The following is a 26,020-nucleotide window of genomic DNA, read 5'->3' as shown; positions in this document are numbered from 1 at the left end:
GATTTTTAATCGTTGGGTTTTCTAACCTGTATTGCTCAGGAAACGTCGCTTTATCTTAAGTGACCGGAGGATCATACTGATGGAAAGAACGACCTCACCAACGGAAAGAACGAGTGTTAGATATGACCAACATTTCAACGGAGCCCGGCGTCTTCACCGGGAAAACGGCCACCGAACCGGCCGTTGCAGCCACGTCCCACGTGCCCGAAGCCCAGGCCCTGGCCGGGGAAGCAATCGGACTGGTGCGCCACTGGTTGACGGAAGCCGCCAAGGTCCCCGTGGATGCCTCCGCTGAACAGCTCGCTGGCGTTCTGAAGGACCCCAACGGGCTCGACTTCACCGTTGGTTTCGTGGACGGCGTGGTCCGCCCGGAAGACCTCCACGTGGCCGCCCGCAACCTTGCTGCCCTCGCGCCCAAGGTCCCGGCGTTCCTCCCCTGGTACATGCGCAGCGCCGTCCGCCTCGGCGGCACCATGGCTCCGGTCCTGCCGCAGGTGGTCATCCCGGTCGCCCGCCGCGTGCTCCGCGAAATGGTGGGCCACCTCATTGTCGACGCCACCGATGCCAAGCTGGGCCCGGCCATCGCGAAGATCCGCAAGGACGGCATCAAGCTCAACGTCAACCTCCTCGGCGAAGCCGTCCTCGGCGAACACGAGGCCTCCCGCCGGCTCGAAGGCACCCACACGCTGCTGGCCCGCCCGGACGTGGACTACGTCTCCATCAAGGTGTCCTCCACCGTCGCCCCGCACTCCGCCTGGGCCTTCGATGAGGCCGTGGAGCACGTCGTGGAGAAGCTCACCCCGCTCTTCGCCCGCGCGGCCTCTTTCGCCGGCGCCGGACAGAACGCCAAGTTCATCAACCTGGACATGGAGGAATACAAGGACCTGGACATGACCATCGCGGTCTTCACCCGGGTCCTGGACAAACCGGAGTTCAAGAACCTTGAGGCCGGCATCGTGCTCCAGGCCTACCTCCCGGACGCCCTGTCCGCCATGATCCGACTGCAGGACTGGGCCGCCGCCCGCCGCGCCGACGGCGGCGCCGCGATCAAGGTCCGCGTCGTCAAGGGCGCCAACCTGCCCATGGAACACGTCGAGGCTTCCCTGCATGACTGGCCGCTGGCCACCTGGGGCACCAAGCAGGACTCGGACACCAACTACAAGCGCGTCATCAACTACTCGCTGCACCCGGACCGGATCAAGAACGTCCGGATCGGCGTGGCCGGACACAACCTCTTCGACATCGCCTTCGCCTGGCTGCTCGCCAAGCAGCGCGGCGTCGAATCCGGCATCGAATTCGAGATGCTGCTCGGCATGGCGCAGGGACAGGCCGAAGCCGTCAAGAAGGATGTAGGCTCGCTCCTGCTCTACACCCCCGTGGTGCACCCCGCTGAGTTCGACGTCGCCATCGCCTACCTGATCCGCCGCCTCGAAGAGGGCGCCAGCCAGGACAACTTCATGTCCGCAGTGTTCGAGCTCAGCGAAAACGAAGCGCTCTTCGAACGCGAGAAGCAGCGCTTCCTCGCCTCGCTGGCAGAGCTCGACGACGAGGTTCCGCCGGCCAACCGCCGGCAGAACCGCAGCCTCGCGGCCGAGCCGATGCCGCGCGACTCCTTCGAGAACACCCCGGACACCGACCCGTCCTTGCCGGCCAACCGCGACTGGGGCCGCGCAATCCTGGAACGCGTTCCGTTCTCCACGCTTGGCAACGACTCCGTGGAAGCCGCCACCATCGCGGACGCAGAGACGCTCAACGCGGTGATCGCCACGGCCGTCGAACAGGGCAAAGCCTGGGGCGCCCTCAGCGGCGCAGAGCGCGCCGTCGTCCTGCACCGTGCCGGCGACATCCTGGAGGCCCGCCGCGCCGACCTGCTTGAGGTCATGGCCAGCGAAACCGGCAAGACCATCGACCAGGGCGACCCGGAGGTCAGCGAAGCCGTTGACTTCGCCCACTACTACGCCGAGTCCGCGCGCAAGCTCGACGACGTGGACGGCGCCACGTTCGTGCCCGCGAAGCTCACGGTGGTAACCCCGCCGTGGAACTTCCCGGTGGCCATCCCGGCCGGCTCCACCCTCGCGGCACTCGCCGCCGGCTCCGCCGTCGTGATCAAGCCCGCCAAGCAGGCCCGCCGCAGCGGTGCCGTGATGATCGAAGCGCTCTGGGAAGCCGGCGTTCCCCGCGACGTGCTCACCATGGTCCAGCTGGGCGAGCGTGAGCTCGGCCAGCAGCTGATCTCGCACCCCGCCGTGGACCGCGTGATCCTGACCGGAGGCTACGAGACCGCCGAGCTGTTCCGCTCCTTCCGCAAGGACCTGCCGCTCCTGGCCGAAACCAGCGGCAAGAACGCCATTATCGTCACCCCCAGCGCGGACCTTGACCTCGCTGCCAAGGACGTCGCCTACTCCGCCTTCGGCCACGCCGGCCAGAAGTGCTCCGCCGCCTCGCTGGTGATCCTGGTGGGCTCCGTGGCCACCTCCAAGCGGTTCCACAACCAGCTCATTGACGCCGTCACCTCCCTCAAGGTGGGCTACCCGGAGGACCCTGCCAGCCAGATGGGTCCGATCATCGAACCCGCCAACGGCAAGCTCCTGAACGCCCTCACCACCCTGGGCCAAGGCGAAAGCTGGGCCGTTGAGCCGCGGCAGCTGGACGGGACCGGCCGGCTCTGGAGCCCGGGCGTCCGCTACGGAGTGCGCCGCGGATCCTACTTCCACCTCACCGAGTTCTTCGGTCCGGTGCTGGGCGTTATGACGGCGGCCACCCTGGAAGACGCCATCGCCATCCAGAACCAGGTGGAGTACGGCCTGACGGCGGGACTGCACTCGCTGAGCACCGACGAAGTGGGGCTCTGGCTGGAGACCATCCAGGCGGGCAACCTCTACGTCAACCGCGGCATCACCGGAGCCATCGTGCAGCGGCAGCCGTTCGGCGGCTGGAAGAAGTCCGCCGTCGGCGCCGGAACCAAGGCGGGCGGGCCCAACTACCTCGCCGGTCTTGGTGACTGGGAAAGCAAAGCGAGCAAAGCATCCGCAGCCGTCACCAACCCGGGCGTTCGCCGCCTGGTTGGTGCCGCGAAGGGCTCACTGGACAGCTTCGCCTTCGAATCCCTGCAGCGTGCCCTGGCCTCCGACGCCCTCGCCTGGGCCGAAGAGTTCGGCACCGCCAAGGATGTCTCCGGGCTGAGCGCCGAGCGGAACATTTTCCGCTACCGCTCCCTGCCGGTGACCGTCCGGCTCTCCGCGAACGAACCCGTCGCTGCCCTGGTGCGGACAGTAGCCGCCGGCGTCCTGGCCGGGTCGGCGCTGAAGGTATCCACCGCCGTCGAACTTCCTGCACCGTTGCAGGCGGCGCTCGGTGCGCTGGATATCCCCGTCACCGTGGAGGACGACGCCGCGTGGCTGGCCTCTGCTGCGAGGCTCGCCGGGGCAGGCAAGCTGTCCGGCGGACGGATCCGGCTCCTGGGCGGCGACGCGACGGCGCTGGCCGAAGCCACCGGCGGGCGCCCGGACCTGGCCATCTACGGCCACCCGGTCACCGAGGCCGGCCGCGTGGAGCTCCTGCCGTTCCTGCACGAGCAGGCCGTCAGCATCACCGCGCACCGCTTCGGAACGCCCAACCACCTCTCGGACAGCCTGATCTAAGAGGCAGTTCGGCAGCCTCACCCAGACGGGTTCAGGCCAAAAGCAGTCGCCGCCGGTGGGCACCTTCGGGTGCCTGCCGGCGGCGATTCGTTTCTGTCTAGGTGTATGTCAGGTTAGGTGAACGTCCGCGGAGTTGCGGCTAGCCCAAATACCAGCCGGGCGGCACCCACGACGCTGGGACCGAGTGTGCCGAAAAATCTTCGCAGCCGGTGCAGAAGTACGTTACTTCGCCCGGCTTCCGGAGGGTGCCGTCGTGCCGGTACTTTGCCGGGACGAAGGTCTCCAAGTAGATAAACTCATCCGTGCCGCAGCGCTCGCAGTAGGGGCTACCCACAAACTCGGTGTCCACCAGGGTGGCGGCGGCATGCGGTTCGCGCTGAGTGACTAGATCAGCGTGTGCGCTTGATTCATGATGTGCTGGCGTGTTGCGGTGCGTCCCTACCGCCAGCGGGCGTACCGTTTTTAGTGAATGGACCGAATTTGAGACTGAAAGATGCGGGTGGTTCGTGGTTGGCGTCATCGCATGCCTATCCCGAACGTTGTCCGTCAGGCGCCCCCAAGGCAGCGGCGGCGGACACGGTTCGTCATCGAATCGTTGTCATTGGCTTCTGCATAACCTTTAACAGAATTCAAGCATAAATTACGCGCGTAATATCTTCAATCACTTACGCGCACTAATCATTTATGCCCGGGAAAGTACTTACCTGGTTAAGTGCTCTTTATGCCATTGCTCGGGTGGTACCCAACTGCTACGCGGAGCGCTTCAGCGTGCGCCCCACAATCGCCTGGGTGAGTGCCTCGATCACCTCGGCATTGGCCAGCGGATTGCGGATCAGGGTGAAGTCGACGTCGCCAACCGGCGGCAGGTCAAAGCGGCGGGTGATGATCTTGAGGTCCTCGGGAACCAGCGAGGACGGCATGACGGCCACGCCGATTCCTGCCCGGACCGCGGCCAGGACGCCGCTGATCTGCCGGGTGGTGCAGGTGATGCGCCACGTCCGGCCCCGGGATTCGAGGGCGTCGATGGCAAGCTTCCTGCTAAGGCTGGGCGAGGGGTAGGCGATCAGCGGAACCGGATCCCCGGGTTCAAGTGCCGTCTGTTCCAGGCCCACCCACGCGAACGCGTCGTGCTGTACCACCGTGCCGTCCTTGGCTCCGGCAACCCACTTCACGAACACCAGGTCCAGCTGGCCGGCATTCAGTTTCTTGTAGAGCTGGTCGCTCTGGCCCACTGTGAGTTCCAGGTTGATCTGCGGGTAGATCTGGCGGAACTCCCGGAGGATACGGGGGAGACCGGTGATCGCGAGGTCGTCCGCCGTGCCGAAACGCAGCCGGCCGCGCATGGCGGACCCGGAGAAATAGCGGGAAGCGGCATCGTGGGCCGCGAGGATGGTCCGGGCGAAACCTGCCATGGCATCACCGTTGTCCGTCAGCCGCACGTCCCGCGTGTCACGGGCGATCAGCACCCGCTTCGCCGCGGCTTCCAGCTTGCGCACGTGCTGGCTGACGGTGGGCTGGGCCAAGCCCAGCCGCTCCGCCGCCTTCGTGAAGCTCAGGGTCTCGGCAACGGCCAAAAAGGACCGGAGCTGGGCGGGTTCAAACATGGCACTCCTGGAGTGGCGGGCGGCGGACGCAGGTGTCGGAACCCCCGTGAGGGCGGCTCCGCGCCAGGCAGTATTGCGGTTCGCAATGTTAGTTATAGGAACAATACGCTTCCATAATCACTTTGGGCCACCATAGCGTGGAGGTATCCCGCTCACCCGCACCTTTTGAGGATTCCCTGTGGCACCCCCTCCGCCTTCCACGGCAACCGTCAGCCAGCCCGTCATCGATTCCGCCGCCTCCGCCGGTTCCCCGCCCTCGCAGACTTCGCCGCCGCAGACTGATCCGCCGCAGACTGATCCGCCGCAGGCTTCGCCGCCGCGGGTCGCGCCGCGGCCCGCGGACGCCACCCAGCCGATCGCCGTCGTCACTGAACGGCTCCCGTGGCGCCACACCTTCATTTCCCTCCGGGTCCCCAATTTCCGTATTTTTGCCATCGGGCACTTCATCGCGGTGGTGGCGCTCTGGATGCAACGGATCGCGCAGGACTGGCTGGTGCTGCAGCTTTCCGGCTCGGTCACCGCCGTTGGCATCACCGTGGCGCTGCAGTTCATGCCGTCCCTGGTGCTGGGGCCGTGGGGCGGGATGATGGCGGACAGGTTCCCGAAACGGAAGATCCTCGTTCTCTGCCAGGCCGTCGCGGCGGTCCTCGCAGCCGCACTGGCCATCCTGGCGCTCAGCCAGCGCATCGAAGTGTGGCACGTCTACACCATCGCCCTGGTGCTGGGACTTGTCACTGTCCTGGACCAGCCGGCCCGGCAGGTGTTCGTCAACGAACTCGTCGGCCCCACGTACCTGCGCAACGCCATCAGCGTGAACTCCACAACGTTCCAGCTGGGCGGGCTCATCGGCCCTGCGATCGCCGGACTCCTGCTCACCGCCGTGGGTGCCGGCTGGGCCTTCGCCGCAAACGCCGTGGCCTGCTGCTCAACGGTGGCCATGCTGCTGCTCCTGCGTAAGGACCAGTTGTTCATCAGTGCGCCTGCTCCAAAGCGCAAGGGAATGCTCCGGGAGGGGCTGCGGTACGCACTCAGCAAGCCGACCATCTACTGGCCGTGGCTGATGGCCGGGTTCATCGCAGTATTCGCCATGAGCCTGCCGGTGCTGCTGGCCGCCTTCGCGGACCACGTGTACGACGTCGGCGCCGGAGGCTACGGCCTGCTGAACGCGCTGGTTGCGCTCGGTGCGCTGGCCGGGGCCATTGCCTCCACCCGCCGCCGGCACCTGCGGCTGCGGTCAGTGGTCCTGGGCGCCGGAATGTACGGCCTCATGCTCTGCCTGGCGGCACTGGCGCCGTCCATGGTGTGGTTCGGCGCGGCCATGGTGCTCTCCGGGTTCTGGTGCCTGATGTTCCTGACCGCCTCGAACCAGCTGGTCCAGATCAGTTCCAACATGGGGATCCGCGGACGCGTCATGAGCCTGTACATCATGGTGCTGATCGGCGGCCAAGCCATCGGCGGTCCCATGATCGGCTGGATTGCCGAGCACCTGGACCCGCACACTGCCATCCTGGTCTCCGGCGGGGTGCCGGTCCTGGCAGCGGTGACTGTCGCCGTCGTACTGGCCCGGCGCGGTGAGCTGACCCTCAAGGTGGACCTCAAGGACCGGCGCCACCTGCTCCGGATTGTCAGGCGAACGGCGAAGCAGCCGGTGCGCCGGCCTTCAGGACCGGCGCACCAGCCGGCAGCTACGCGCCCAGAGGGGCGTGCGGGTACTCTGCCTGCCGCTGCTGGAACTGCAGCACGTCCTTGTTGAGGATCTCTCCGCCGCGGATTTCGATGGCACGGGCGATCGTCTCGTTTCCGGCCCACGCCTCGGGACCGGAAATGACGGTTTCCAGGAAGGGGAGCAGCGCTTCGCTGATCTCCCAGCTGGAGGAGTTCCACAGGTAGGACGGACTGTGGTCCACGGCGTAGTAATCGATGTGGCTGCCCACCGTGAGCATGGGTTCGGCGAACGTGGTGGTTTTCGCCCAGCTGAAGCCCATGCCCTCATCGCAGGACACGTCCACGATCAGGCTGCCGGGACGGAACGCGCCAAGGTCCTCTTCGCGCAGGTACGTGAGGGGGGCATTGGGGTCCTGCAGCGTGCAGTTGACCACGATGTCGCTGGCAGCGAGGAACGGTGCCAGCGGCACCCTGCCGCGTTCGGTGATGACCTGGCTGAGGAACGGCGCCTTGTCGTCATGGTCGAACTGGGCGATCCGCACCGAGTGGATGGGCGAGCCGACGGCGGCCACACCCCGGTTGGTCAGCACCTGGACATCGTGGATGCCGTGGGCATTCAGCGCGGTGACGGCACCGCGGGCGGTGGCGCCGAAACCAATGACGACGGCGGAAAGCCGCCGGCCGTAATCGCCGGTGGACCCGGTCAGGGCAAGGGCGTGCAGGACGGAACAGTAGCCGGCCAGCTCGTTGTTCTTGTGGAAGACATGCAGGCCGAAGCCGCCGTCGCCGGCCCAGTGGTTCATGGCCTCGAAGGCGATCAGCGTGAGCTTCTTGTCGATGGCCAGCTGCGTGATGGCGCGGTCCTGGACACAGTGCGGCCAGCCCCAGAGGACCTGCCCGTCGCGGAGATCGGCGAGGTCTTCGGGCTGCGGTTTGGGCAGCAGGACGACGTCGGCGTCGGCAATGATCTGGTCGCGGGTGGCAATCCGTCCCACGAGGGAGGCCAGGTGGCTGTCCGAGACACCGAACCGTTCACCGTAGCCCTGTTCAAGGATGATCTGCCGCCTGAGCTCCGGTGCTATGCGGTCCAGATGAAGGGGGTGGAGCGGGAGTCGCCGTTCGTCGGGCTTTCGCGTGCTGGCGAGGACCCCGAGGGTGAGGTGGTTCACGGAGCCGGTCACTTCTTTTTGGGGCTCGCTGACTTGGCGGCGGTCACCTTGTCGAGGGAGCTGGCGGGCGCTTCCGAGGCCCTCTTGTCGGCGCGTTTTTCCTTGATGGATTTGCCGGATTTTTTGGATGCTGCTTGACGCGGGGACTTGTCAGCCATGATTGCTCCTGTAGCGGAACCGAAGGGGTTCCTGACTTCTGACGATACAGGTAGCTGCCTAATGCCCCGGGGCCAGGCCACGGCGCGCAGGAGGCGACTGCGGCGGGCGGTGCTGGGAGGCACCTGCAACGCGCGCTGCGAAGTCCGCGGGAAAACTGGAGCGGCTGACGGGAATCGAACCCGCGTATCAAGCTTGGGAAGCTAGCGCTCTACCATTGAGCTACAGCCGCATGGGGACCGGCCACAATGTGGTCGATAGTCCCGGTTGCGTCAACCGGATTTACTTTACCCCAGGCGCGCGCCGTCCCCGAACAGGGACACCGGAAACGTTGGCGCCTTCTTGCGTTGGCGGGACCGGCAGGCCAACGGTTCGGCCAAAGGCGGCCCCGGGGAACCGCATTCCATAACTGTTCGGTTAAGGCACGGCGCAGGCGGCTCCGAAGGGACCACTCCTGAATATCCTGAAGGGGTTAGCTGCAGTATCAGGGGAACGGGCTACGTCAGAAAGCTGTCCGACAATTAAGGGATCCCCGTGGCATTTGCAGAGTACGAGGTCGTCGTTGAACGCGATGCCATGACCGTGTACCAGTTCCTGCAGGACGGGCTGAATCTTCCCTCGTGGCGTGAAGGAATCCGTAGCATTGAACTGCGGTCCGGCGCCGTGGGCGCCAACGGCGCCGTTTACCAGCAGACCTTAACAGGCCCGGCGGGGCGCCCCATTGCCGCGGACTTCCAGATTACCCAGCTCAGGCCGGGCGCCGAGATCCAGTTCCAGGTGGTTGCCGGTCCCGCGCGCCCGCACGGCGGCTATTACTTGAGCACCGAGGGAACAAACACCCGGGTCCGGTTCGCGCTGGAATTCCGGCCCAAGGGGTTGGCCGGACTCATGGATTTCATGATCCAGCGGACCATGAAGGCGGAAGTCGCCCAACTTGAACGCCTCAAGTCAGTCCTGGAAGCGCGGCCGACGGAGCAATAGCCACCGGTACCAGCCGCCTGGCAGTTACTGCGCCAGCGTCGCCCCGTTACTGCGCCAGGCGCTGCCCCGCCCACGCACCCGGGATGGACGACGGTGCGGACAGCGCGCCGGTGCTGAGGTCCCAGTACTGCACCACGTCGCCGGCGCGCCGGAGGGCCAGCCCCGTCGAGTTCAGGCCCGTGACATCCTGCAGCGGACGGATCGCCGTGACGTCCGTCCATCCGCTGGCCACCACGGTCCGGGCTTCAGCGCGCGGTGCCGGGGCGCCTGAGCCGCGGTAGAGGCGGACGTTGCCGTCCGTCTGCCGCGCCAGCAGATCCTGGAAACCGTCGCCGTCGTAATCCACCATCGCCAGCCGGCTGGCTGACACGCCCGACGCCATCAGCGTCCGTGTCACCAGGTCGCCCTTTCCTCGGTTGGGGTACAGCCAGAGGTTCCCGGACCCGTCCAGTGCCACCAGCTGGGGGAGCCGGTTGTTGGCGCACCAGCCTCCCAGGGCCAGGGTCATTCCGGCCCATCCGGACTGGCCCAGCGTCACGGCGGGGAGGAAGCCGCCGGCGACCGCTCCGGCATGCAACGTGACCCGCCCGTCGGCCCATTGGACCAGGAGGTCAAAAACGCCGTCCCGTTCCCAGTCCGTGACGAACACTTCCTTGGCGGTGCCAAACCCGCTCCCGATGACCTGCTGTGCTCCGAATTGCCGGTTCCCCAGCGAGGGGCGGTTCAGGAGCTGGCCAGACGAGTTAACAGACACAAGGTCGCCTGGACCCTTGATGGCCGCCGCCGCCAGGTCCGCCGTCGGGGGCATGTGCCGCACCAGCGGATCGCAGACGGTGACGGGCTGCGCAGGCGGTTCAGTGCTGCCGCCCGGGCTGGTGATGGTTCCGGCGGGGAGTGTGCTGTACCCGAAGAAGTTCACCACACCCCACATGGTGTATCGGTTGGGAGTGGTCTGCCAGTTTCCGTCCGTAAAAGTGATGCCGACGCCGATCACATTGAACCGCGGGTCCTTCAGGATGGCGTTGTGGGCAGGTGAGCCCTTCCACCACTCCACCAGCTGCGCGGCGTCGCGGTCCCAGCGGACAGCGATGACTTCCCCTGCGCCGTTGGTGGGGTTGAGGGCGCGGGAGTCGGTCCAGAAGTTCGAGCGGTGCTCGATCACTTCGCGGGAGGCGATGCTGTCGGACCACTCCTGCGCCATCCCGGCCACCGTGGCGTGGTACTTCACGGCGGGAAGCCCGAACGAAGCCCGGTAGCTGTTGATGGCGTTGAAGACGGTCTTGATCTGCGACGACGCGTCATCCCTGACCAGGGCTTCCGTGGTGAGGGATTCTGCCTGGAGCGCCTCGGTCGTGGCGGCGGGCACCGGCGGGGGTTGCGACGGAGTTTGGGCCAGGGCGGCCAGGTCCGCCTCCGTGGCGGACAGCGGCGGAATGGACGCAGGTTCGGGCGGGGTGTCCTGGGCGGGCGGCGAAGCCTGCCCGGCATCGGACGCCGGCATGGGTGCCGTGGACATGGTGCCGGCGGGGGCGACAGCGGACGCTGCTCCCGACGTATCTGCGAGTCCGGCAGGGTCGCCCGCCCGGATGTCCGGGTCCACGGCGGGGGCGAGGCCCGGTGCCGCAGCGGCGGCTTCCGTGCCGCCGTCGAACGTGGCCGACGGCGGGCCGAGGGCGACGCTCTGCGTCTGGTGCCCCGCGGCTGAAGACCCGCCGGACTCCGGGCTTGAGGAAAATCCCCCCAGCTGGCCGGCAGCAGGCGGGATGAGAGCCAGCGCGCAGATCATGGCCGCCGTTGCCCGTGCCGAAATTTTCCTCAAGTCAACCCCAGATCCGTCGGCGTCGTCTCCTTTGCCGGGAGAGGCGCCGTCACAGCCGCAACATCAGCCTCATCCTGTAGCGGAGATGACATTCCTTAACAGCAGCAACAGTAGCCCCGGACCGCGGGGTCGGCAATGGTGCGGTATTTTTGAGTGTGCTGATCTCTGACCGCGATATTCGTGCCGAAATTGATTCCCAACGGATTGTCCTGGATCCGTATGACCCTGTGATGGTCCAGCCGTCATCCGTGGACGTGCGGATCGACAGGTTTTTCCGGCTGTTCGACAACCACAAATACGCGCACATCGACCCCGCCGAGGACCAGCCTGAGCTGACCCGACTGGTCGAAGTGGACTCCGGGGAGCCGTTCATCCTCCACCCGGGCGAGTTCGTGCTCGGTTCCACCTACGAGACCGTGACCTTGCCGGATGACATCGCCGCACGCCTGGAGGGGAAGTCCTCACTCGGCCGGCTGGGGCTGTTGACGCACTCCACCGCGGGGTTCATCGATCCAGGGTTCTCCGGCCACGTCACCCTCGAGCTGTCCAACATGGCCACCCTGCCCATTAAGCTGTGGCCGGGCATGAAGATCGGCCAGCTGTGCTTCTTCAGGCTGACCTCGGCCGCCGAGTTCCCCTACGGTTCCGGTGAGTACGGCAACCGCTACCAGGGCCAGCGCGGTCCCACCGCCAGCCGCAGCCACCTGAACTTCCACCGCACCGAGATCTGAGAGAGCGTCGCTGTTTGGGCGGCAGGACCTGAGAGAGCGTCGCTGTTTGGGCGGCAGGATCTGAGAGAGCGTCGCTGTTCAGGCGGCGGGGGCGGGCTGTGGTTTAGCCGGGCGCCGCAACATCTTGACGATCGGTTCCACGTAGCGCGCCGCCAGCGGACCCATGATGGCCATGATGAGCACGTAGGCCGTTGCCAGCGCCGCCAAGTTGTGCGGCACCACTCCGGAGGCCACCGCCAAGCCGGCGATGACGATGGAGAATTCGCCGCGGGCTATGAGCGCGGCGCCGGCACGGAAGCGGCCGGGCAGGGCAATTCCTGCGCGTTTTGCCGCCCAGATTCCCGTGATCATTTTGGTGGCGGCCGTGACGACGGCAAGGATCAGTGCCCAGCCAAGGACCGGCGGGATGGTCGTGGGGTCGGTGTTAAGGCCGAAGACCACGAAGAAGATTGCTGCGAACAAGTCCCGCAGGGGCTCAAGGATGCGGGTTGCGCTGTGCGCGGTGGCACCGGAAATGGCGATGCCGAGCATGAACGCCCCTACTGCGGCCGAGACCTGCATGGCAGCGGCGAGGCCAGCCACCAGCAGAGCCGCGCCCAGGAGGTTCAACAGGAAGACCTCGGAGTTTTCGCTGTGCACCGCCTTGGACACGTGGTGTCCGTGCCGGAGGGCAACCACCAGCACCACGGTGACCACGGCCAGTGAGATTCCGACTGTCAGGAGGCCCGCCAGGAAGCTGACGCCGGCCAGGGTGGCAGTCAGGACGGGCAGGTAGACGGCCATCGCCAGATCCTCGAAGACCAGGATGGAAAGCACCACCGGGGTTTCGCGGTTACCGATGCGGCCAAGGTCAGTAATCACCTTCGCCGCAATGCCGGAGGAGGAGATGTACGTGACGCCGCCCATCACCATCGCTCCCACCACTCCCCAGCCCAGTAGTACCGCCAGCCCTGCGCCCGGCAGGAAGTTCAGCACGAAGTCCAGGACGCCGGCCTGCCACGACCTGCGCAGCCCGGTGACCAGCTCGGTCGCGGTATATTCCAATCCGAGCATAAGCAGCAGAAGGATCACTCCGATCTCGCCGGAGAGATGTGCGAACTCGTGCATTCCCTCCAGCTTGACCAGGCCGCCGGCCCCGAAAAACAGCCCGCCCACCAAGTACAAGGGAATGGGGGACATCCCGATCCGCCCGGCCAGCCTGGCCAGCAGGCCAAGGCAGAAGACGACGGCCCCCAGTTCGATGAGGGTTAGCGCGAGCGGATCCATGCCGCTCAGCCGTTGCGCAGGATATCGGCCGCCGTATCGAGGCCTTCTTGCGTTCCCACCGCCACGAGCAGGTCGCCGGGGTGAAGGACGATGTCCGGCCCCGGGGAGGGCACAACCTCTCCTTCGCGCATGATGGCAACGATGGAGACACCGCTGCGCGTGCGGATGCAGGCCTTGCCCATGGGCTGGTTGTTGAATGGCGAGTCGGCGCCGATGGAGAACTGGCGCGTGACGATTCCGGGGATTTCCCGGTGTTCCTCGGACAGTTGCATCGCCAGGCGTTGGCCACCCAGGAGGTTGCCCAAGGTGGCGGCTTCGTCAGCGGTCAGGGGGATGGACGCCTGGCACGTATCGGGATCGTCCCAGGTGGAAACGATCAGTTCGGTTTGACCTTCGCGGTATTCCACGACGCCGATCCGGCGTCCCGAGGCGGTCATGAAATCCTTGCGCCTGCCGAGGCCAGGGAGGTCTGTCTCATCCACGTTCATGGCACCAGCCTAGTCCGCGCGGAGGCAGTTGGGGCTCCCGAAACCGCCGAATTCCCGGCCGCCCGCTCAGGCGTCAGGAACCACGGCGATCTGCACCTTGCCGGGCGGTTTGACCGGCAGCAGCACCAGCAGTCCCGCCAGCAGCACCACCATGATGCCGAGGATGCCCCAACGCTGTGCTTCCCCCGGTTCCACGAGTGGGGAGGCCACGGCGATGCAAAGCGTGAAGAGCGTTGGTGCCAGGAAGCTGACGGCCCGGCCCGTGGTGGCGTACAGGCCAAAGAGCTCCCCGGATTCGCCGTGCGGGGCCAGCCGGGCAAGGTAGGCGCGGGAGGACGACTGGGCCGGGCCAACGAAGAGGCACAGGAACAGCCCGAACACCCAGAACGTCGTGGCGCCCGCCCACGCCTGGCCCAGGAAGACATAGCTGCCGTTGCCCAGGACCAGGATGACCGTGCCGGCGACCAGCAGGCCGACGAGGGAACCGATGATGACGGCCTTGGGCCCGATCCGGTCGTCCAGGAAGCCGCCGATCATGGCTCCCACGGCCGCCACGATGTTGCCGAAGATGGCGAAGAAAATGACTTCCTTCAGTTCGAACCCGAAGGTGCCGGCCGCGATGATCCCGCCAAACGTAAAGACGGCGGCAAGTCCGTCCCGGAAGATGGCGCTCGCGAGGAGGAAGAAGATGGTGTGCGGGCTGGTCCGGTAGATCGCCTTGATGCGGCGGACCAGCAACCCGTAGGAGGCCAGGAAACCCAGCTTGGCGGCCTGCTTCGGCTTGGGCAGTTCCGGCACGGCGAACAGTACCGGCAGCGCGAAAATGAAGAACCAGAGGGCGGAGAACACCGCCACGAGCCGGATGTTGAGGCTGTCCTGGGTGGAGGCGCCGAACCACGCGAAGCTGGGCTGGACGAACAGCTGGAGGACTATCAGCAGCGCGACGATGCCGCCTAGGTAGCCCATGCCCCAGCCGAAGCCGCTGACCTTGCCGATGTTCTTAGGGGTGGAGATCTGCGCCAGCATGGCGTTGTAGTTCACCCCGGCGAACTCGAAAAAGACGTTGCCCAGGGCGATGAGCGTGACGCCGAGCAGCAGGAACTCCGGCCGCGGAAAGACGAAAAAGCACAATCCGGTCAGCACGGCGACGGCGGCCGTGTTGACGCCAAGCCACAGCTTGCGGCGCCCGCCGGTGTCCGAACGCTGGCCCGTCACCGGCGCAAGGAGGGCGATGGCGGCGCCGGCGATGGCGAGGGCACCGCCGAGCACCGCAGACGCCTGGTCCTCGCCGCCGAAAGCACTGGACGTCAGGTAGACGGTGAACACAAACGTGGTCATCACGGCGTTGAAGGCCGCTGAGCCCCAGTCCCAGGCGGCCCAGGCGAGGATCCTTCCCTTGCTGGTGGCCAGCGTTCCGGACTCCAGTTCGGACGGGGGCTGCGTAGCCGCGGAGGCGGTGGCGGGGTTCATAGGCTGATGCTATCCGCCCTAAGCGCAACGACGAGTTAACGGAAGGTGGAAACTCCCCGGAGTCACGGGGAATCCGCCCGGCAGCGGCCCCCCTGCGTGTCGAAAGTGTTTGCATCCGCTTGATAAACTGTGGGCACCGAACCCGACGAATAACCGCCTGCTCCAACTTTTGACAATCGAATTCCTGACGTTGCGGAGATAACCAGTGATCACAGTCCTTGCCGTGCATTTCGCGGTGGCCGCTGTGGCGCCGTTCCTGTTCCGGAAATTCCGCAGGAACTCGTTCTACGCGCTGGCCGCGGTCCCCGCAGGCTCCTTCGTCTGGCTGCTTCTGCAGCGTGACGCCGTGTACCAGGGCGCGGCTGGCCAAGCCTCCGCGGCACCACCCTCCCCGGGCGGCGCAGTAACCGAGATCCTGCCCTGGATCCCCGAACTCAAGATCGAACTCGCGTTCCGGATGGACGCCCTGGCTTGGATCATGTCCCTGCTGGTGCTCGGGGTGGGCGCGCTGGTGCTGGTCTACTGCGCGCGCTACTTCAAGAACAAGGACAGCAACCTGGGCGGCTTCGGCGCCCAGCTCCTGGCCTTTGCCGGGGCGATGTTCGGCCTGGTCACGGCCGACGACCTGCTCCTGATGTTCATTTTCTGGGAACTCACCACCGTCCTGTCGTACCTGCTGATCGGCTACGCCCGCACCAGGCTTTCCGCCAGACGCTCTGCCCTGCAGGCCCTGATGGTCACCACGGCGGGCGGCCTGGCCATGCTGGTGGGCCTCATTATTTTGGGTTTCAGCGCCGGAACCTATCGGATTTCAGCCATCCTGGAGCAGGCTCCGGAGCTTGCCGGCGGGCCGGCAGCAGGAGCCGTGGCCGCCGCCGTCGTACTGATCCTCATCGGTGCCGTGACGAAGTCGGCACTGATCCCGTTCCATTTCTGGCTCCCGGGCGCCATGGCGGCGCCCACGCCCGTGAGCGCGTACCTTCATGCCGCGGCGATGGTGAAGGCCGGCGTCTACCTTGTGGCACGCCTGGCGCCGGGGTTCGCGGAAACGGCCTACTGGCTGCCCATGGTGCTGGTCCTGGGCCTGGCCACCATGCTGGTGGGCGGGTACCGGGCGCTCCGGCAGACGGATATCAAGCTCATCCTCGCCTATGGCACAGTCAGCCAGCTGGGCTTCCTCACCATGGTGGTGGGGCTCGGTAAACCGGATGCTGCGTTGGCGGGACTGGCACTGCTCCTGGCCCACGGGCTCTTCAAAGCCACCCTGTTCCTGGTGGTGGGCATCATCGACCACCAGTCCGGAACCCGTGACCTGCGCAAGTTGTCCGGGGTCTACAAGTCATCCCGGGCGCTGGCTGTCGTCGCGGCCATCGGGGCCGCCTCGATGGCCGGAATCCCGCCGCTGGCAGGCTTTGTGGCCAAGGAATCAGTGTTCGAGGCCTTCGTGCACTACGGCACCTCCCCTGACGCCGCCGGCCAGCCCAACCCCTGGGGACTGGTGGTGCTCGCAGGGCTGGTGCTGGGATCCATCCTCACGTTCGCCTACAGCGCACGCTTCATGTGGGGCGCCTTCGCGGCAAAGCCGGGCATCGAGCCCACACCGTTCAAAGCCATCAAGCCGTCCTTCCTGGCCGCCCCGGCCCTGCTGAGCCTGCTCACCATCGTCTACGGCCTGTGGCCGGCGCCGGTGGACGAGTGGATCCAGCCGTACGCCGCGGAATTCGTGCACGACGGCGGCGATCCGGCAAGCGCGGCAGGGCACCTCGCGCTGTGGCACGGATTTACCCCCGCGCTCGGCCTGACGGCCATCACCTTCGTGCTGGGCGTGGCCATGTTCTACGGACGCAACCTCGTTGCGCGGGGTCAGAGCCTGGTGCCGGCCTGGGTGGACGGCGACCGCGCCTACCAGGTGGCCATCGGCGCCCTGGATGACGTGGCGGTCTGGGTCACGGGACGCACGCAGCGTGGTTCGCTGTTCTTCTACCTTGCCGTGATTCTCACAGTGGCGGTCGTGCTTCCCCTCACCGCCCTGATCATCGCAGGGAAGCCCCTGCCGGACGGGCTGTACTTCATTGATCCCAATTCGCCGCTGCAGCTCGTGGCGGGGGCCGGCATCGTGATCGGGGCGCTGGCTGCCGTGCGGGCGAACAAGCGGTTCCTCGCGGTGCTGATGGTCTCCGTGACCGGCTACGGCATCGCCCTCATGTTCGCACTGCAGGGCGCACCGGACCTGGCCTTGACCCAGATGCTGGTGGAAACCATCATCCTGGTGGCGTTCGTCCTCGCCATGCGCAGCCTGCCTGCGGAGCTCCGGGACCGCACCGGCGGCAAGTACCGCGTGATCCGCGTGATCATCGGGGTGGCGTTCGGCGTCACCATGATCTTCGTGGCCATCTACGCCATGGGCGCCCGGATCGCGACGCCCGTCTCCCTGGAGTTCCCGCGGCTCGCCTACGAAGGCGGCGGGGGACTCAACGTCGTGAACGTCACCCTCGTGGACATCCGGGCGTGGGACACCTTCGGCGAGATCTCCGTGCTCGCGCTTGCCGCCACCGGCGTGGCCAGCCTCATCTTCGTGAAGGGGCGCGGCGACGGCATCCGGTCCTCCTCTTCAGTGGCCGAAGGCACGGTGGGCCGGCGGTCCGTTGCCGGCCAGAGCTCCCGTGACAGCGCCGCACTGGCCCTGACCCGCAAGTTTGCAGCTTCCACCCGGGACGCCTGGCTCGTCGCAGGACGCACCATGGCTCCCGAACGGCGCTCCATCATCTTCGAAGTGGTCACCCGGCTGGTGTTCCACTCAATGGTCGTTTTCTCCATCTACCTCCTCCTTGCCGGCCATAACCTTCCCGGCGGCGGCTTCGCCGGCGGGCTGATGGCCGGGCTCGCCCTGACCATCCGGTACCTCGCCGGCGGCCGCTTCGAATTGCGGGAAGCCACCCCGGTGGGCGCGGGAACACTCCTGGGCATCGGGCTGGCCACGGCCGCGGCGTCGGGGGTGGTTCCGCTGCTGCTCGGCGGCCAGGTCTTCCAGAGCGCCATCATCGAACTGTGGATGCCGGTGTTCGGCGACATCAAGTTCGTCACCTCCACCATTTTCGACATTGGCGTCTACATCGTGGTGGTGGGGCTGGTGCTGGACGTGCTGCGCAGCCTTGGCGCCGAAATCGATGAACACTTTGAAGAGCGCCCGGCCGGCGAGACCGAAGGCCAGGAACCGGACGGGGTTCCCGCGGAGACTACCGGGAGGGGGAAAGCATGAACGTCAACCTGACACTGCTGACGGTCATGGGAGCCCTCTATGCCTGTGGCATCTACCTGATTATGGAACGAAGCCTCACCCGGGTGCTCCTGGGCCTGATGCTGCTGGCCAACGCGACCAACCTGCTGATCCTGGCCACCGGCGGCTACGCCGGCCTGGCACCCATGTTCAGCAAGGACACGGACCCCCGGGATTACAACGACCCCCTCCCGCAGGCGCTGATCCTGACCTCGATCGTGATCTCCTTCGCGGTGACCGCGTTCATGCTGGGCATCATCTACCGTTCATGGGTGCTGGCCCGCCAAGATGAGATCCAGGACGACGTCGAAGACATCCGGGTGGCCGAAACCCCCAGCTTCGATGCAGAGGACGATTCCGAGGTCCCCGTTGAGACGTCCGAGTTTCCGCTGACCATGATCGGATCCGACGGCAGGGGAATTTCCGATTCGGGCGTTTCCGACGAGAGCCCGGAGCACGCCACCGTGAAAGCGGGGGACCACAGCATCCGGGCCAAAGACGCCGCCGCGGAAGAGCAGCCCGGCTCCCAAAACGTGGCCCCCGGCCCGGAAGGAGGTGTGAAGTGAACATCGCAAGCTTTGCCCCGCTCGCCGTCGTACTTCCCATCCTCGGTGCCGCCCTGACGTTCGTGCTGATCCGGCACTCGCGGGCCCAGCGGGTGGTCAGCATCACGCTGCTGTCCCTGACCCTCCTGCTGGAGTGCATCCTGCTGGCTTCCGTGTGGGACGGCGGAACCGCGGCCGTCAACATCGGCGGCTGGCTGCCGCCGTGGGGCATCGTGATGGTAGTGGACCAGTTCTCCTCCCTGATGCTGGTGGTCTCCTCCACGGTCAGCCTCGCGGTGCTGGTGTACGCCACCGGCCAAGGCATGGCCGACGGCGACCAGGACGCCCCGCTGTCGATCTTCCACCCCACCTACCTGATCCTGGTGGCCGGGGTGTCCAACGCGTTCCTGTCAGGGGACCTTTTCAACCTCTATGTGGGGTTCGAGATCCTGCTGACAGCCAGCTACGTGCTGATGACCCTCGGCGGAACCGGCCCCCGCATCCGCGCCGGCGTGACCTATGTGGTGGTCTCCGTGGTGTCATCCGTCCTGTTCCTGATCGCGATCGCCATGATCTACGGGGCTACCGGAACCATCAACATGGCTGACCTGGCCATCAAGCTGGCGGACCTGGACCCGGGAACGCAGATGCTGCTGCACGTGATGCTGCTCGTGGCATTCGGCATCAAGGCGGCCGTCTTCCCGCTGTCCTTCTGGCTGCCTGACTCGTACCCGACGGCGCCGGCACCCGTCACTGCCGTGTTCGCCGGCCTGCTGACCAAAGTGGGCGTCTACGCGATGGTGCGCACCGAGACGCTCCTCTTTCCGGGGGATTCGCTGAACACTCCCCTGATGGTGGCGGCGCTGCTGACCATGGTGGTCGGAATCCTGGGCGCGTTGGCGCAGAGCGACATCAAGCGTCTGCTCTCCTTCACCCTGGTAAGCCACATCGGCTACATGGTGTTCGGGCTGGCCATGTCCTCCGTGGCGGGGCTGGGCGCGGCGGTGTTCTATGTGGCCCACCACATCACCATCCAGACCAGCCTGTTCCTGGTTACGGGCCTGATCGAACGACGCGGCGGAAGCTCGTCGATCGACCGCGTTGCCGGACTCGCCAAGCTGTCCCCGGTGCTTGCCCTGCTGTTCTTCGTTCCCGCCATGAACCTGGCCGGGATCCCCCCGTTCTCGGGCTTCCTGGGAAAGCTTGGGCTGATGCAGGCCGGCGTGGCGCTCGGCACACCGCTGGCCTATGCCTTGGTGATCGGCGGCGTCCTGACCAGCCTGCTGACGCTCCTGGCCATTGCCCGGGTATGGAACCGTGCGTTCTGGCGCAAGCCTGAGGACGCTGAGAACCCGGATCCCGTGCTGCTGGCCTCCCCCGAGGACGCCGATTCGGGCGACCGTGCGGGCAAGCGCAATGTCACGCTGCTGCCGCGGACCATGGTGGGATCAACCCTGGGGTTGGTGATCTTCGGCGTGGCGCTTACCGTCTTCGCCGGGCCGCTGTTCCGGGTGGCGGACCAGTCCGCCGTCGAGATGCTGGACCGGTCCGCCTACATCCAGGCGGTGCTGGGCGAGAACGCGCCGGTGCCCCCGATTGCCCAGCCTGAACCTGCCCGGCAGGAGGCGCACAAATGAGCCGACGGCGGATCTCCCTCCGCCAGGAGCTGCCGCTCCTGGTCTGGCTGGTGTTTGTCTGGGCGGCGCTCTGGCAGGACTTCAGCCCCGGCAACCTCCTGTTCGGGGCGCTCATCGCGGTGGTGGTGGCCAGGCTGTTCTACCTGCCCCCGGTGGAACTGGGCGGCCGCTTCAGCGTTGTGCGTGCCGTCCCGTTCGCGATCGTGTTCCTGGGCAAGGTGGTGGCCGCCAGCTTCCAGGTGCTCTACCTGGCCGTGGCCCGCGGTCCTAAGGTGAGCAACGCCGTCGTGGCCGTCCAGCTCCGCAGCCATTCGGACCTGATGGTGACCGCCACCGGCCACGTCATCTCGCTGATTCCCGGCTCGCTGGTGGTGGAGGTGGACCGCTCCACGTCCACGCTGTACATCCATGGACTGAACGTCCGCAACGGGGAGGACGTGATGAGCCTGCGTAAGGAAGTCCGGGACACCGAGGCCGGGCTGATCAGGATCATGGGCACCAAAGAGGAACTTGCCGAGCTGAAACAGGAGGTGGCCTCATGATGGAGATCGTGCTGACCGTGACCGCTGTGATCCTGTCCCTCGCGGCGGCCGGGGCAATTGTCCGCATCGCCATCGGCCCGTCCCTGCTGGACCGGGTCCTTGCCTCCGACGTGCTGCTGGCCATCATCGGGGCCACGCTCTGCATAGACATGGCCGTCAACCGGCATCTGAACAACCTGATGCTGCTCGTGGCGCTGTCCATCATCGGGTTCATCGGGTCCGTGACCGTGGCCCGCTTCGTGGCGGACCGGCGGGAGCAGCCCAATGAATCCTGAGGTATCCGGCGTGGACACAGTCATTGACACGGTCTCTGCCGTCTTCATGGTGGTGGGCGCCCTGATGTCCCTCGGCGCGGCCGTTGGCCTGCTGCGCTTCCCCGACCTGATGAGCAGGATGCACGCCGCCACCAAGCCCCAGGTGCTGGGCCTCTTCCTGCTGCTGGCAGCGGTGGGCCTGCAGCTGCGGACCTGGTGGGTGTGGCCCGTGTTGTTTGTGGCGTGGATCTTCCAGCTGCTCACCGTGCCGGTGTCCGCGCACATGGTGGGCAGGGCCGGGTACCGCACCAAGCACCTGCACAGGGAACTCCTCACCACGGACGAGCTGGAAGCCGTGGTGCAGAAAGCCGCCGACAAACGTGACGCGGACGACGACGAAGCAAGCGGCCCGGCCTAAGCCTGGATGCCCGGCCTAAGCCTGGGGCCCGGACTCACCCGCGGGGCCCGGACGCCGGCGCCGTGGAAGCGCTGACTGCTAGACGATGTCCTGGCTCTTGGCGAAGCGGGTGATGGCACGCTGGGTGCCGCGGTTGGCCAAAACCTGGATGATCGCGCTGACGGCTGCCGAAATCAGGGCAAAGGTCAGGGCGCTGCGCAGGGTGGTGGGAACGTCATCCTTGTCGCCCTTGGGCGGCTTCCTGCCGGTGACCTTTTCCCAGACAACGTCAACGGCCTTGGTGCCGGCGAATCCGGCCAGCAGGCTCACTCCGGTTCCAAGCAGCTTGATGAAAAGACTCATTCCAGGTACTCCTAAGGCGACGGAAACAGGGCTTCCCCTAGCCTAGCCCCATCGGTGCGCGGAGCACGGTCAGCCTCGTCCCCGGAACAAGGCGGCGGGCCGCCCGAATGTGACAACTTCCCCCGGGATTTCGCGGGCCCCCGGGTGTAAACTGATCAACGCCCACAAGGGCGATTTGATACGACAGGGGAGCGTCGCCGTCGGGCATCACTGGAGCAGTCCAGGGGAACCGGAGGCGGGCGCTGAGAGTGCGGACAGCCGCAGACCCTCGAACCTGATCCGGTTAGTACCGGCGCAAGGGAGTCGAGTTCTCAGAGTGTCCGGCAGCAGGCGGCGGAAGCCGCGGTCCGGCCGGGAAGCACTCTCCCCTCCTGTACCTCAGGAGGAAGACATGACTGATATTTCTGCAAAGCAGACGTTGCACCACGGCAAGAAGAGCTGGCGCGTGGTGGACATTGTTGTTGCCGCGTTGATCGCCGTGGCCGGCGGAGTTATTTTCTGGGCGTGGTCCCAGGGTGCCGCCGCTGTTTCGCCGCCCATGAACGCCGTCTACCCGCCGCTGACCGGCCTCATCGCCGGCGGCTGGATGATTCCCGCCGTCCTGGGCATGCTGATCATCCGCAAACCGGGCGCTGCCATCTTCTGCGAAACCGTGGCTGCCACCGGGGAGCTGATCATGGGCTCGCAGTACGGCGCGTCCGTGCTGTTCTCCGGCTTCGTGCAGGGCCTCGGCGCGGAAATCATTTTCGCCGTGTTCGTCTACAAGAAGTTCAACCTGCCCGTTTCGCTGCTGGCCGGTGCCGCGGCAGGCTTCTTCTGCGGACTGAACGATGCGTTCGCGCCGTGGGGCTGGAACATCGCATACGCTGCCGGTGACAAACTGGCCTACATCATCTTCACCGCCATCTCAGGCGCCATCATCGCTGGGGCGCTGTCCTGGATCGCCACGCGCGGCCTGGCCAGGACCGGCGTGCTGAGCTCCTTCGCCTCCCGCAAGGCAGCCACGGAGCCCGTCTTCTCCTGATGACGGCACACTGCTCATGACGTTTTCCGACAGCGTCCGCCCCGCGGCGGTCACGGCCCGGGGCTGGGGCTGGCGGCACGCCGGCCGGTCCCAGCCGGCAGTCCATGGCCTCGACCTGGAAATTCAGCCGGGCGAACGCGTACTGCTCCTCGGCCCCTCCGGCGCGGGCAAGTCCACGCTGCTGCATGCCCTTGCCGGAGTGCTCGGTGACAGCGACGCCGGCGCCCACCACGGGGGCACCCCGGACGCCGAGGACTCCGACGAGACCGGCACCCTGCTGATCGACGGCGCCCCGCCGCGCGCCCAGCGCGGGCGAGCCGGGCTGATGCAGCAGGACCCCGAGACGCAGGTGGTCCTCTCCCGTTTGGGGGACGACGTCGCCTTCGGCGCCGAAAACCTGTCCGTACCGCGCGGGGACATCTGGAAGCGTGTGGGGGAGGCGCTCGACGACGTCGGGCTGGCCCACCTGCCGCTGGACCACCCGACGTCGGCCCTGTCCGGCGGCCAGAAGCAGCGCCTTGCGCTCGCCGGTATCCTCGCCATGCGCCCGGGACTGTTGCTCCTGGACGAACCCACGGCCAACCTTGACCCCGACGGTGTGCTGGAGGTCCGCGACGCCGTGGGCCGGTGCCTGGACAAAACGGGGGCAACGCTGGTGGTGGTGGAGCACCGCGTGGGCGTGTGGAAGGACCTCGTGGACCGGATTGTGGTGCTGCAGCCGGGATCGGCCACGGAATCCGCAGTGCTCCTGGACGGGTCCCCGGACCAGGTCCTGGCGCAGGCCCGGGACATGCTCGTGGCCGCCGGCGTCTGGGTGCCCGGGTACGTGCCTGCCACCCGGACGCGTTCCGGTGCCACCGGAGTGCCGGGTGCCACTGGCGGGCGCGGTGCCGGAGTGCCCGCTGACGGGGACCTGCTGCTGGCTGCGGAAAGCCTGGCGGTTTCCCGCGAGCGTCCCCGCCGCCGGCGTTTCAAAACCGTTCCACCGGTCCCGGTGCAGTCCGGCATCACAGCGCAGGTCCGGGCCGGACAGGCGCTGACCATCACCGGCCCCAACGGCTCCGGGAAATCCACGTTCGCCCTGACCCTCGCCGGGCTGCTCCAGCCGGTGGCGGGCACGGTATCCGCCACGGTCGACCTCAGTGACGGCGCCGGAATCGACCCGTACAAATGGAAGGCGGATCAGCTGATCGCGCGGATCGGAACCGTGTTCCAGGAGCCGGAGCACCAGTTCGTCACCGGCCGGGTGCTGGACGAGCTGATGTTCGGCCCCCGGCACCTGGGCCACGGAGAGGAACGCGTGGACGAACTGCTGGAGCGCCTCCGGCTGACCAAACTCGTCGACGCGAACCCTTACACACTCTCAGGCGGCGAGAAGCGCAGGCTGTCCGTCGCCACCGTCCTGGCCGCCCATCCCCGGGTGCTGATCCTCGATGAGCCCACGTTCGGTCAGGACGCCAACACCTGGGCGGAACTGGCGTCCTTCCTCTCCGAACTCCTCGACGCCGGCACGGCCGTGGTGTCCGTGACCCACGACCAGGAGTTCAGCGACGTCCTGGGCGGCACCGAGCTGAAACTTGGCGCGCCCCAGCTCAATCTTGCTGCGCGGGAACCCGGCCCGCGCAATCCCGAGGTGGCCGCGCCATGAGGGAAGCCTTGACCCTGCACGCCAACCATGCCCTGCTCACCCGGGCCAATCCGCTGGCCAAATTCGGCGTCGTGATGCTCATGACCGTGGTTCTGGCGCTGTCCATCGACTGGGTGTCCGCCTCCGTGGCGCTGGCCTTCGAACTGCTGCTCTTCCCGCTGGCCGGCCTGACTGTCGCGCTGCTGTGGCAGCGCGGGTGGCCGTTGATCGTGGCGGCTGCGCTGGGCGGCTGGAGCACCTCGATCCTGGCGCCGGACACCGGACGGATCCTGCTCGACGTCGGCATCTGGTCCATCAGCGAAGGCTCGCTGGAGCTGGGGCTGGGGTTCCTGCTGCGGGGACTGGCGATCGCCCTTCCCGCGGTGCTGCTGATGAGCTGCACGGACCCCACCGACCTTGCGGATGCCCTCGCCCAGAAGGCTAAGCTGCCTCACCGCTTTGTCCTGGGCACGCTGGCGGCCATGCGGTTGGTCGGGCTGATGGCGGAGGAATGGCAGACCATCGGCATGGCCCGGCGCGCCCGGGGCGTGGGCTCGCACGGGACTCCCGCGCAGCGCCTCCGGGCGACGCTCGGGCAGAGCTTCGGCCTCCTGGTGCAGGCCATCCGCCGGGCTTCGCGGCTCGCGGTCACCATGGAAGCGCGCGGGTTTGGCGGCGCGCAGCGGACCTGGGCGCGCGAATCGACGTACAGTGCGTTGGATATCTGGGTGGTCCTCGGCGGGCTGCTCATTGCCGCCGCGGCCGTGGCCGCGGCTGTCGGTGCGGGAACCTGGAACATGGTGTTCCTCGAGCAGCAATAGACCGCCAGGGCCCCGCCACGGAGTGGTCCCGCGCCAGCATTATTCGCGCCAGTTGAGGAATCCCTTGGGGCCTCACAGCGGCGTAAGCACGACGTCACGGCGGCGTAAGCACGACGTCACGCCCGTACTTTTTCCTTGCATCCTCCCCGACGAAGGCGTCCGGAATAATACGAATGGCCTTGGCGACCTTGCCGTCCTTGAGGAAGATGAACAGCGCCGGGGAAGCCGTGTAGCGGTTCTCCCTCGTGACTGCCTCGCCGAACGCTGCCTCAATATCTTTTGCGGGTGTCCCCTCGGTGACGAAGCCTGCCTCGTCCCAAGCGAAGTCGGTGGCATCGGCCAACCTCAGCTCGGTGCCCGTGGTCGCCGCTTCCAGCATCCGGCTGTTCAGATTGTCGTTTCCTTCAGGCATGGTGGTTCCTCCAGAGGAGCAGGCACCAAGGGCGCACGTCAGGACAACGGAGAGCACAACCAGGAAAACGGTTCGGGGTTTGTCTCCCTTCATCCTGCTTCACGGCGGCCGGGCGGGCAATGGTCCGGAGC

22 protein-coding genes, 1 tRNA gene and 1 riboswitch are annotated in these 26,020 nt (G+C 66.6%); of the genes, 13 read left to right on the top strand and 10 right to left on the bottom strand.

The window, feature by feature from the left end:
- The first annotated feature begins 122 nt into the window (after positions 1-122).
- Complete coding sequence (locus CXQ91_RS15645) at positions 123-3,641, top strand: bifunctional proline dehydrogenase/L-glutamate gamma-semialdehyde dehydrogenase (protein ID WP_181038912.1); 3,519 nt, start codon at positions 123-125, stop codon at positions 3,639-3,641.
- 749 nt (positions 3,642-4,390) lie between these two features.
- Here CXQ91_RS15645 and CXQ91_RS15635 read toward each other — a convergent pair.
- The gene (locus CXQ91_RS15635; protein ID WP_104174811.1) at positions 4,391-5,245 is read right to left on the bottom strand and encodes a LysR substrate-binding domain-containing protein; all 855 of its coding nucleotides are present in this window, start codon (positions 5,243-5,245) and stop codon (positions 4,391-4,393) included.
- Between the two features lie 178 nt (positions 5,246-5,423).
- On the opposite strand from CXQ91_RS15635, the gene CXQ91_RS15630 reads away from it, so the two are divergent.
- The gene (locus CXQ91_RS15630; protein ID WP_104174810.1) at positions 5,424-6,998 is read left to right on the top strand and encodes an MFS transporter; all 1,575 of its coding nucleotides are present in this window, start codon (positions 5,424-5,426) and stop codon (positions 6,996-6,998) included.
- Here CXQ91_RS15630 and CXQ91_RS15625 read toward each other — a convergent pair.
- The 3 genes from CXQ91_RS15625 to CXQ91_RS15620 form a co-directional block, all read right to left on the bottom strand.
- Positions 6,931-8,091: a N(5)-(carboxyethyl)ornithine synthase gene (locus CXQ91_RS15625; protein WP_104174809.1), complete on the bottom strand. Its 1,161-nt coding sequence runs from the start codon at positions 8,089-8,091 to the stop codon at positions 6,931-6,933. The two genes, CXQ91_RS15630 and CXQ91_RS15625, sit on opposite strands and share 68 nt — an antisense overlap.
- Positions 8,088-8,237: a hypothetical protein gene (locus CXQ91_RS24765; RefSeq protein ID WP_181038911.1), complete on the bottom strand. Its 150-nt coding sequence runs from the start codon at positions 8,235-8,237 to the stop codon at positions 8,088-8,090. Before CXQ91_RS24765 ends, CXQ91_RS15625 begins: the two co-directional genes overlap by 4 nt.
- Positions 8,238-8,393: 156 nt before the next feature.
- Positions 8,394-8,467 (bottom strand) — tRNA-Gly (locus tag CXQ91_RS15620).
- Positions 8,468-8,769: 302 nt separating this feature from the next.
- Between CXQ91_RS15620 and CXQ91_RS15615 the strand changes: the two genes are divergently transcribed.
- Positions 8,770-9,216: an SRPBCC family protein gene (locus CXQ91_RS15615; protein WP_104174808.1), complete on the top strand. Its 447-nt coding sequence runs from the start codon at positions 8,770-8,772 to the stop codon at positions 9,214-9,216.
- 46 nt (positions 9,217-9,262) lie between these two features.
- Here CXQ91_RS15615 and CXQ91_RS15610 read toward each other — a convergent pair whose 3' ends face one another.
- Complete coding sequence (locus CXQ91_RS15610; protein ID WP_146072354.1) at positions 9,263-11,035, bottom strand: CAP domain-containing protein; 1,773 nt, start codon at positions 11,033-11,035, stop codon at positions 9,263-9,265.
- Between the two features lie 155 nt (positions 11,036-11,190).
- On the opposite strand from CXQ91_RS15610, the gene dcd reads away from it, so the two are divergent.
- Positions 11,191-11,766 (top strand): dCTP deaminase, encoded by a 576-nt coding sequence (gene dcd, locus CXQ91_RS15605; RefSeq protein WP_104174807.1) that lies wholly within the window; start codon positions 11,191-11,193, stop codon positions 11,764-11,766.
- A 78-nt stretch (positions 11,767-11,844) separates the two neighbouring features.
- Here dcd and CXQ91_RS15600 read toward each other — a convergent pair whose 3' ends face one another.
- The 3 genes from CXQ91_RS15600 to CXQ91_RS15590 form a co-directional block, all read right to left on the bottom strand.
- On the bottom strand, positions 11,845-13,032 hold the full coding sequence (locus CXQ91_RS15600) for a cation:proton antiporter (protein WP_104174806.1): 1,188 nt from the start codon (positions 13,030-13,032) through the stop codon (positions 11,845-11,847).
- Positions 13,033-13,037: 5 nt separating this feature from the next.
- Positions 13,038-13,520, bottom strand: a complete 483-nt coding sequence (locus CXQ91_RS15595) for a cation:proton antiporter regulatory subunit (protein ID WP_104174805.1) — start codon at positions 13,518-13,520, stop codon at positions 13,038-13,040.
- Positions 13,521-13,586: 66 nt separating this feature from the next.
- Positions 13,587-14,990: an MFS transporter gene (locus tag CXQ91_RS15590; protein ID WP_104174804.1), complete on the bottom strand. Its 1,404-nt coding sequence runs from the start codon at positions 14,988-14,990 to the stop codon at positions 13,587-13,589.
- 205 nt (positions 14,991-15,195) lie between these two features.
- On the opposite strand from CXQ91_RS15590, the gene CXQ91_RS15585 reads away from it, so the two are divergent.
- Genes CXQ91_RS15585 through mnhG form a run of 6 tightly spaced genes read left to right on the top strand, consistent with a single transcriptional unit; the run spans position 15,196 to position 21,663 of the window.
- Positions 15,196-18,249 carry a Na+/H+ antiporter subunit A gene (locus CXQ91_RS15585; protein ID WP_104174803.1) on the top strand — a complete coding sequence of 1,018 codons (3,054 nt, stop codon included), beginning with the start codon at positions 15,196-15,198 and terminating at the stop codon, positions 18,247-18,249.
- Positions 18,246-18,833, top strand: coding sequence for a Na(+)/H(+) antiporter subunit C (locus CXQ91_RS15580; RefSeq protein WP_104174802.1), 588 nt, complete (start codon positions 18,246-18,248; stop codon positions 18,831-18,833). Before CXQ91_RS15585 ends, CXQ91_RS15580 begins: the two co-directional genes overlap by 4 nt.
- Positions 18,830-20,449 (top strand): Na+/H+ antiporter subunit D, encoded by a 1,620-nt coding sequence (locus tag CXQ91_RS15575; RefSeq protein WP_104174801.1) that lies wholly within the window; start codon positions 18,830-18,832, stop codon positions 20,447-20,449. The genes CXQ91_RS15580 and CXQ91_RS15575 overlap by 4 nt, the downstream gene beginning before the upstream one ends.
- Positions 20,446-20,991: a Na+/H+ antiporter subunit E gene (locus CXQ91_RS15570; RefSeq protein ID WP_104174800.1), complete on the top strand. Its 546-nt coding sequence runs from the start codon at positions 20,446-20,448 to the stop codon at positions 20,989-20,991. Before CXQ91_RS15575 ends, CXQ91_RS15570 begins: the two co-directional genes overlap by 4 nt.
- Positions 20,988-21,266, top strand: a complete 279-nt coding sequence (locus tag CXQ91_RS15565; protein ID WP_104174799.1) for a monovalent cation/H+ antiporter complex subunit F — start codon at positions 20,988-20,990, stop codon at positions 21,264-21,266. The genes CXQ91_RS15570 and CXQ91_RS15565 overlap by 4 nt, the downstream gene beginning before the upstream one ends.
- On the top strand, positions 21,256-21,663 hold the full coding sequence (mnhG, locus tag CXQ91_RS15560) for a monovalent cation/H(+) antiporter subunit G (RefSeq protein ID WP_104174798.1): 408 nt from the start codon (positions 21,256-21,258) through the stop codon (positions 21,661-21,663). Before CXQ91_RS15565 ends, mnhG begins: the two co-directional genes overlap by 11 nt.
- A gap of 78 nt (positions 21,664-21,741) precedes the next feature.
- On the opposite strand, the gene CXQ91_RS15555 is transcribed toward mnhG, so the two are convergent.
- A complete protein-coding gene (locus CXQ91_RS15555) occupies positions 21,742-22,005 on the bottom strand; it encodes a DUF4235 domain-containing protein (RefSeq protein WP_104174797.1) in 264 nt (87 codons plus the stop codon).
- Positions 22,006-22,180: 175 nt separating this feature from the next.
- Positions 22,181-22,324: riboswitch (TPP riboswitch) on the top strand.
- A gap of 72 nt (positions 22,325-22,396) precedes the next feature.
- Between CXQ91_RS15555 and CXQ91_RS15550 the strand changes: the two genes are divergently transcribed.
- From CXQ91_RS15550 to CXQ91_RS15540, 3 genes are read left to right on the top strand one after another with little or no spacing between them, the layout of a single operon-like run.
- Positions 22,397-23,029, top strand: coding sequence for an ECF transporter S component (locus CXQ91_RS15550; RefSeq protein WP_104174796.1), 633 nt, complete (start codon positions 22,397-22,399; stop codon positions 23,027-23,029).
- A 16-nt stretch (positions 23,030-23,045) separates the two neighbouring features.
- Positions 23,046-24,677 (top strand): ABC transporter ATP-binding protein, encoded by a 1,632-nt coding sequence (locus CXQ91_RS15545; protein ID WP_104174795.1) that lies wholly within the window; start codon positions 23,046-23,048, stop codon positions 24,675-24,677.
- On the top strand, positions 24,674-25,477 hold the full coding sequence (locus CXQ91_RS15540) for an energy-coupling factor transporter transmembrane protein EcfT (RefSeq protein ID WP_104174794.1): 804 nt from the start codon (positions 24,674-24,676) through the stop codon (positions 25,475-25,477). Before CXQ91_RS15545 ends, CXQ91_RS15540 begins: the two co-directional genes overlap by 4 nt.
- 94 nt (positions 25,478-25,571) lie before the next feature.
- Here the strand turns inward: CXQ91_RS15540 and CXQ91_RS15535 are convergent, their stop codons facing one another.
- Positions 25,572-25,889 carry a hypothetical protein gene (locus tag CXQ91_RS15535; protein WP_104174793.1) on the bottom strand — a complete coding sequence of 106 codons (318 nt, stop codon included), beginning with the start codon at positions 25,887-25,889 and terminating at the stop codon, positions 25,572-25,574.
- Positions 25,890-26,020: the final 131 nt, after the last annotated feature.

The sequence above is a fragment of the Arthrobacter sp. Y81 genome, assembly GCF_002929335.1.
Classification (GTDB): domain Bacteria; phylum Actinomycetota; class Actinomycetes; order Actinomycetales; family Micrococcaceae; genus Arthrobacter.
This window is presented reverse-complemented; position numbering and strand designations above follow the sequence as displayed.

Coding starts and splice junctions, on each gene's coding strand:
- CXQ91_RS15645 (WP_181038912.1), top strand. CDS start 123: ATGACCAACATTTCAACGGAGCCCGGCGTCTTCACCGGGAAAACGGCC.
- CXQ91_RS15635 (WP_104174811.1), bottom strand. CDS start 5,245: ATGTTTGAACCCGCCCAGCTCCGGTCCTTTTTGGCCGTTGCCGAGACC.
- CXQ91_RS24765 (WP_181038911.1), bottom strand. CDS start 8,237: ATGGCTGACAAGTCCCCGCGTCAAGCAGCATCCAAAAAATCCGGCAAA.
- CXQ91_RS15600 (WP_104174806.1), bottom strand. CDS start 13,032: ATGGATCCGCTCGCGCTAACCCTCATCGAACTGGGGGCCGTCGTCTTC.
- CXQ91_RS15595 (WP_104174805.1), bottom strand. CDS start 13,520: ATGAACGTGGATGAGACAGACCTCCCTGGCCTCGGCAGGCGCAAGGAT.
- CXQ91_RS15590 (WP_104174804.1), bottom strand. CDS start 14,990: ATGAACCCCGCCACCGCCTCCGCGGCTACGCAGCCCCCGTCCGAACTG.
- CXQ91_RS15580 (WP_104174802.1), top strand. CDS start 18,246: ATGAACGTCAACCTGACACTGCTGACGGTCATGGGAGCCCTCTATGCC.
- CXQ91_RS15570 (WP_104174800.1), top strand. CDS start 20,446: ATGAGCCGACGGCGGATCTCCCTCCGCCAGGAGCTGCCGCTCCTGGTC.
- CXQ91_RS15565 (WP_104174799.1), top strand. CDS start 20,988: ATGATGGAGATCGTGCTGACCGTGACCGCTGTGATCCTGTCCCTCGCG.
- mnhG (WP_104174798.1), top strand. CDS start 21,256: ATGAATCCTGAGGTATCCGGCGTGGACACAGTCATTGACACGGTCTCT.
- CXQ91_RS15555 (WP_104174797.1), bottom strand. CDS start 22,005: ATGAGTCTTTTCATCAAGCTGCTTGGAACCGGAGTGAGCCTGCTGGCC.
- CXQ91_RS15550 (WP_104174796.1), top strand. CDS start 22,397: ATGACTGATATTTCTGCAAAGCAGACGTTGCACCACGGCAAGAAGAGC.
- CXQ91_RS15545 (WP_104174795.1), top strand. CDS start 23,046: ATGACGTTTTCCGACAGCGTCCGCCCCGCGGCGGTCACGGCCCGGGGC.
- CXQ91_RS15540 (WP_104174794.1), top strand. CDS start 24,674: ATGAGGGAAGCCTTGACCCTGCACGCCAACCATGCCCTGCTCACCCGG.
- CXQ91_RS15535 (WP_104174793.1), bottom strand. CDS start 25,889: ATGCCTGAAGGAAACGACAATCTGAACAGCCGGATGCTGGAAGCGGCG.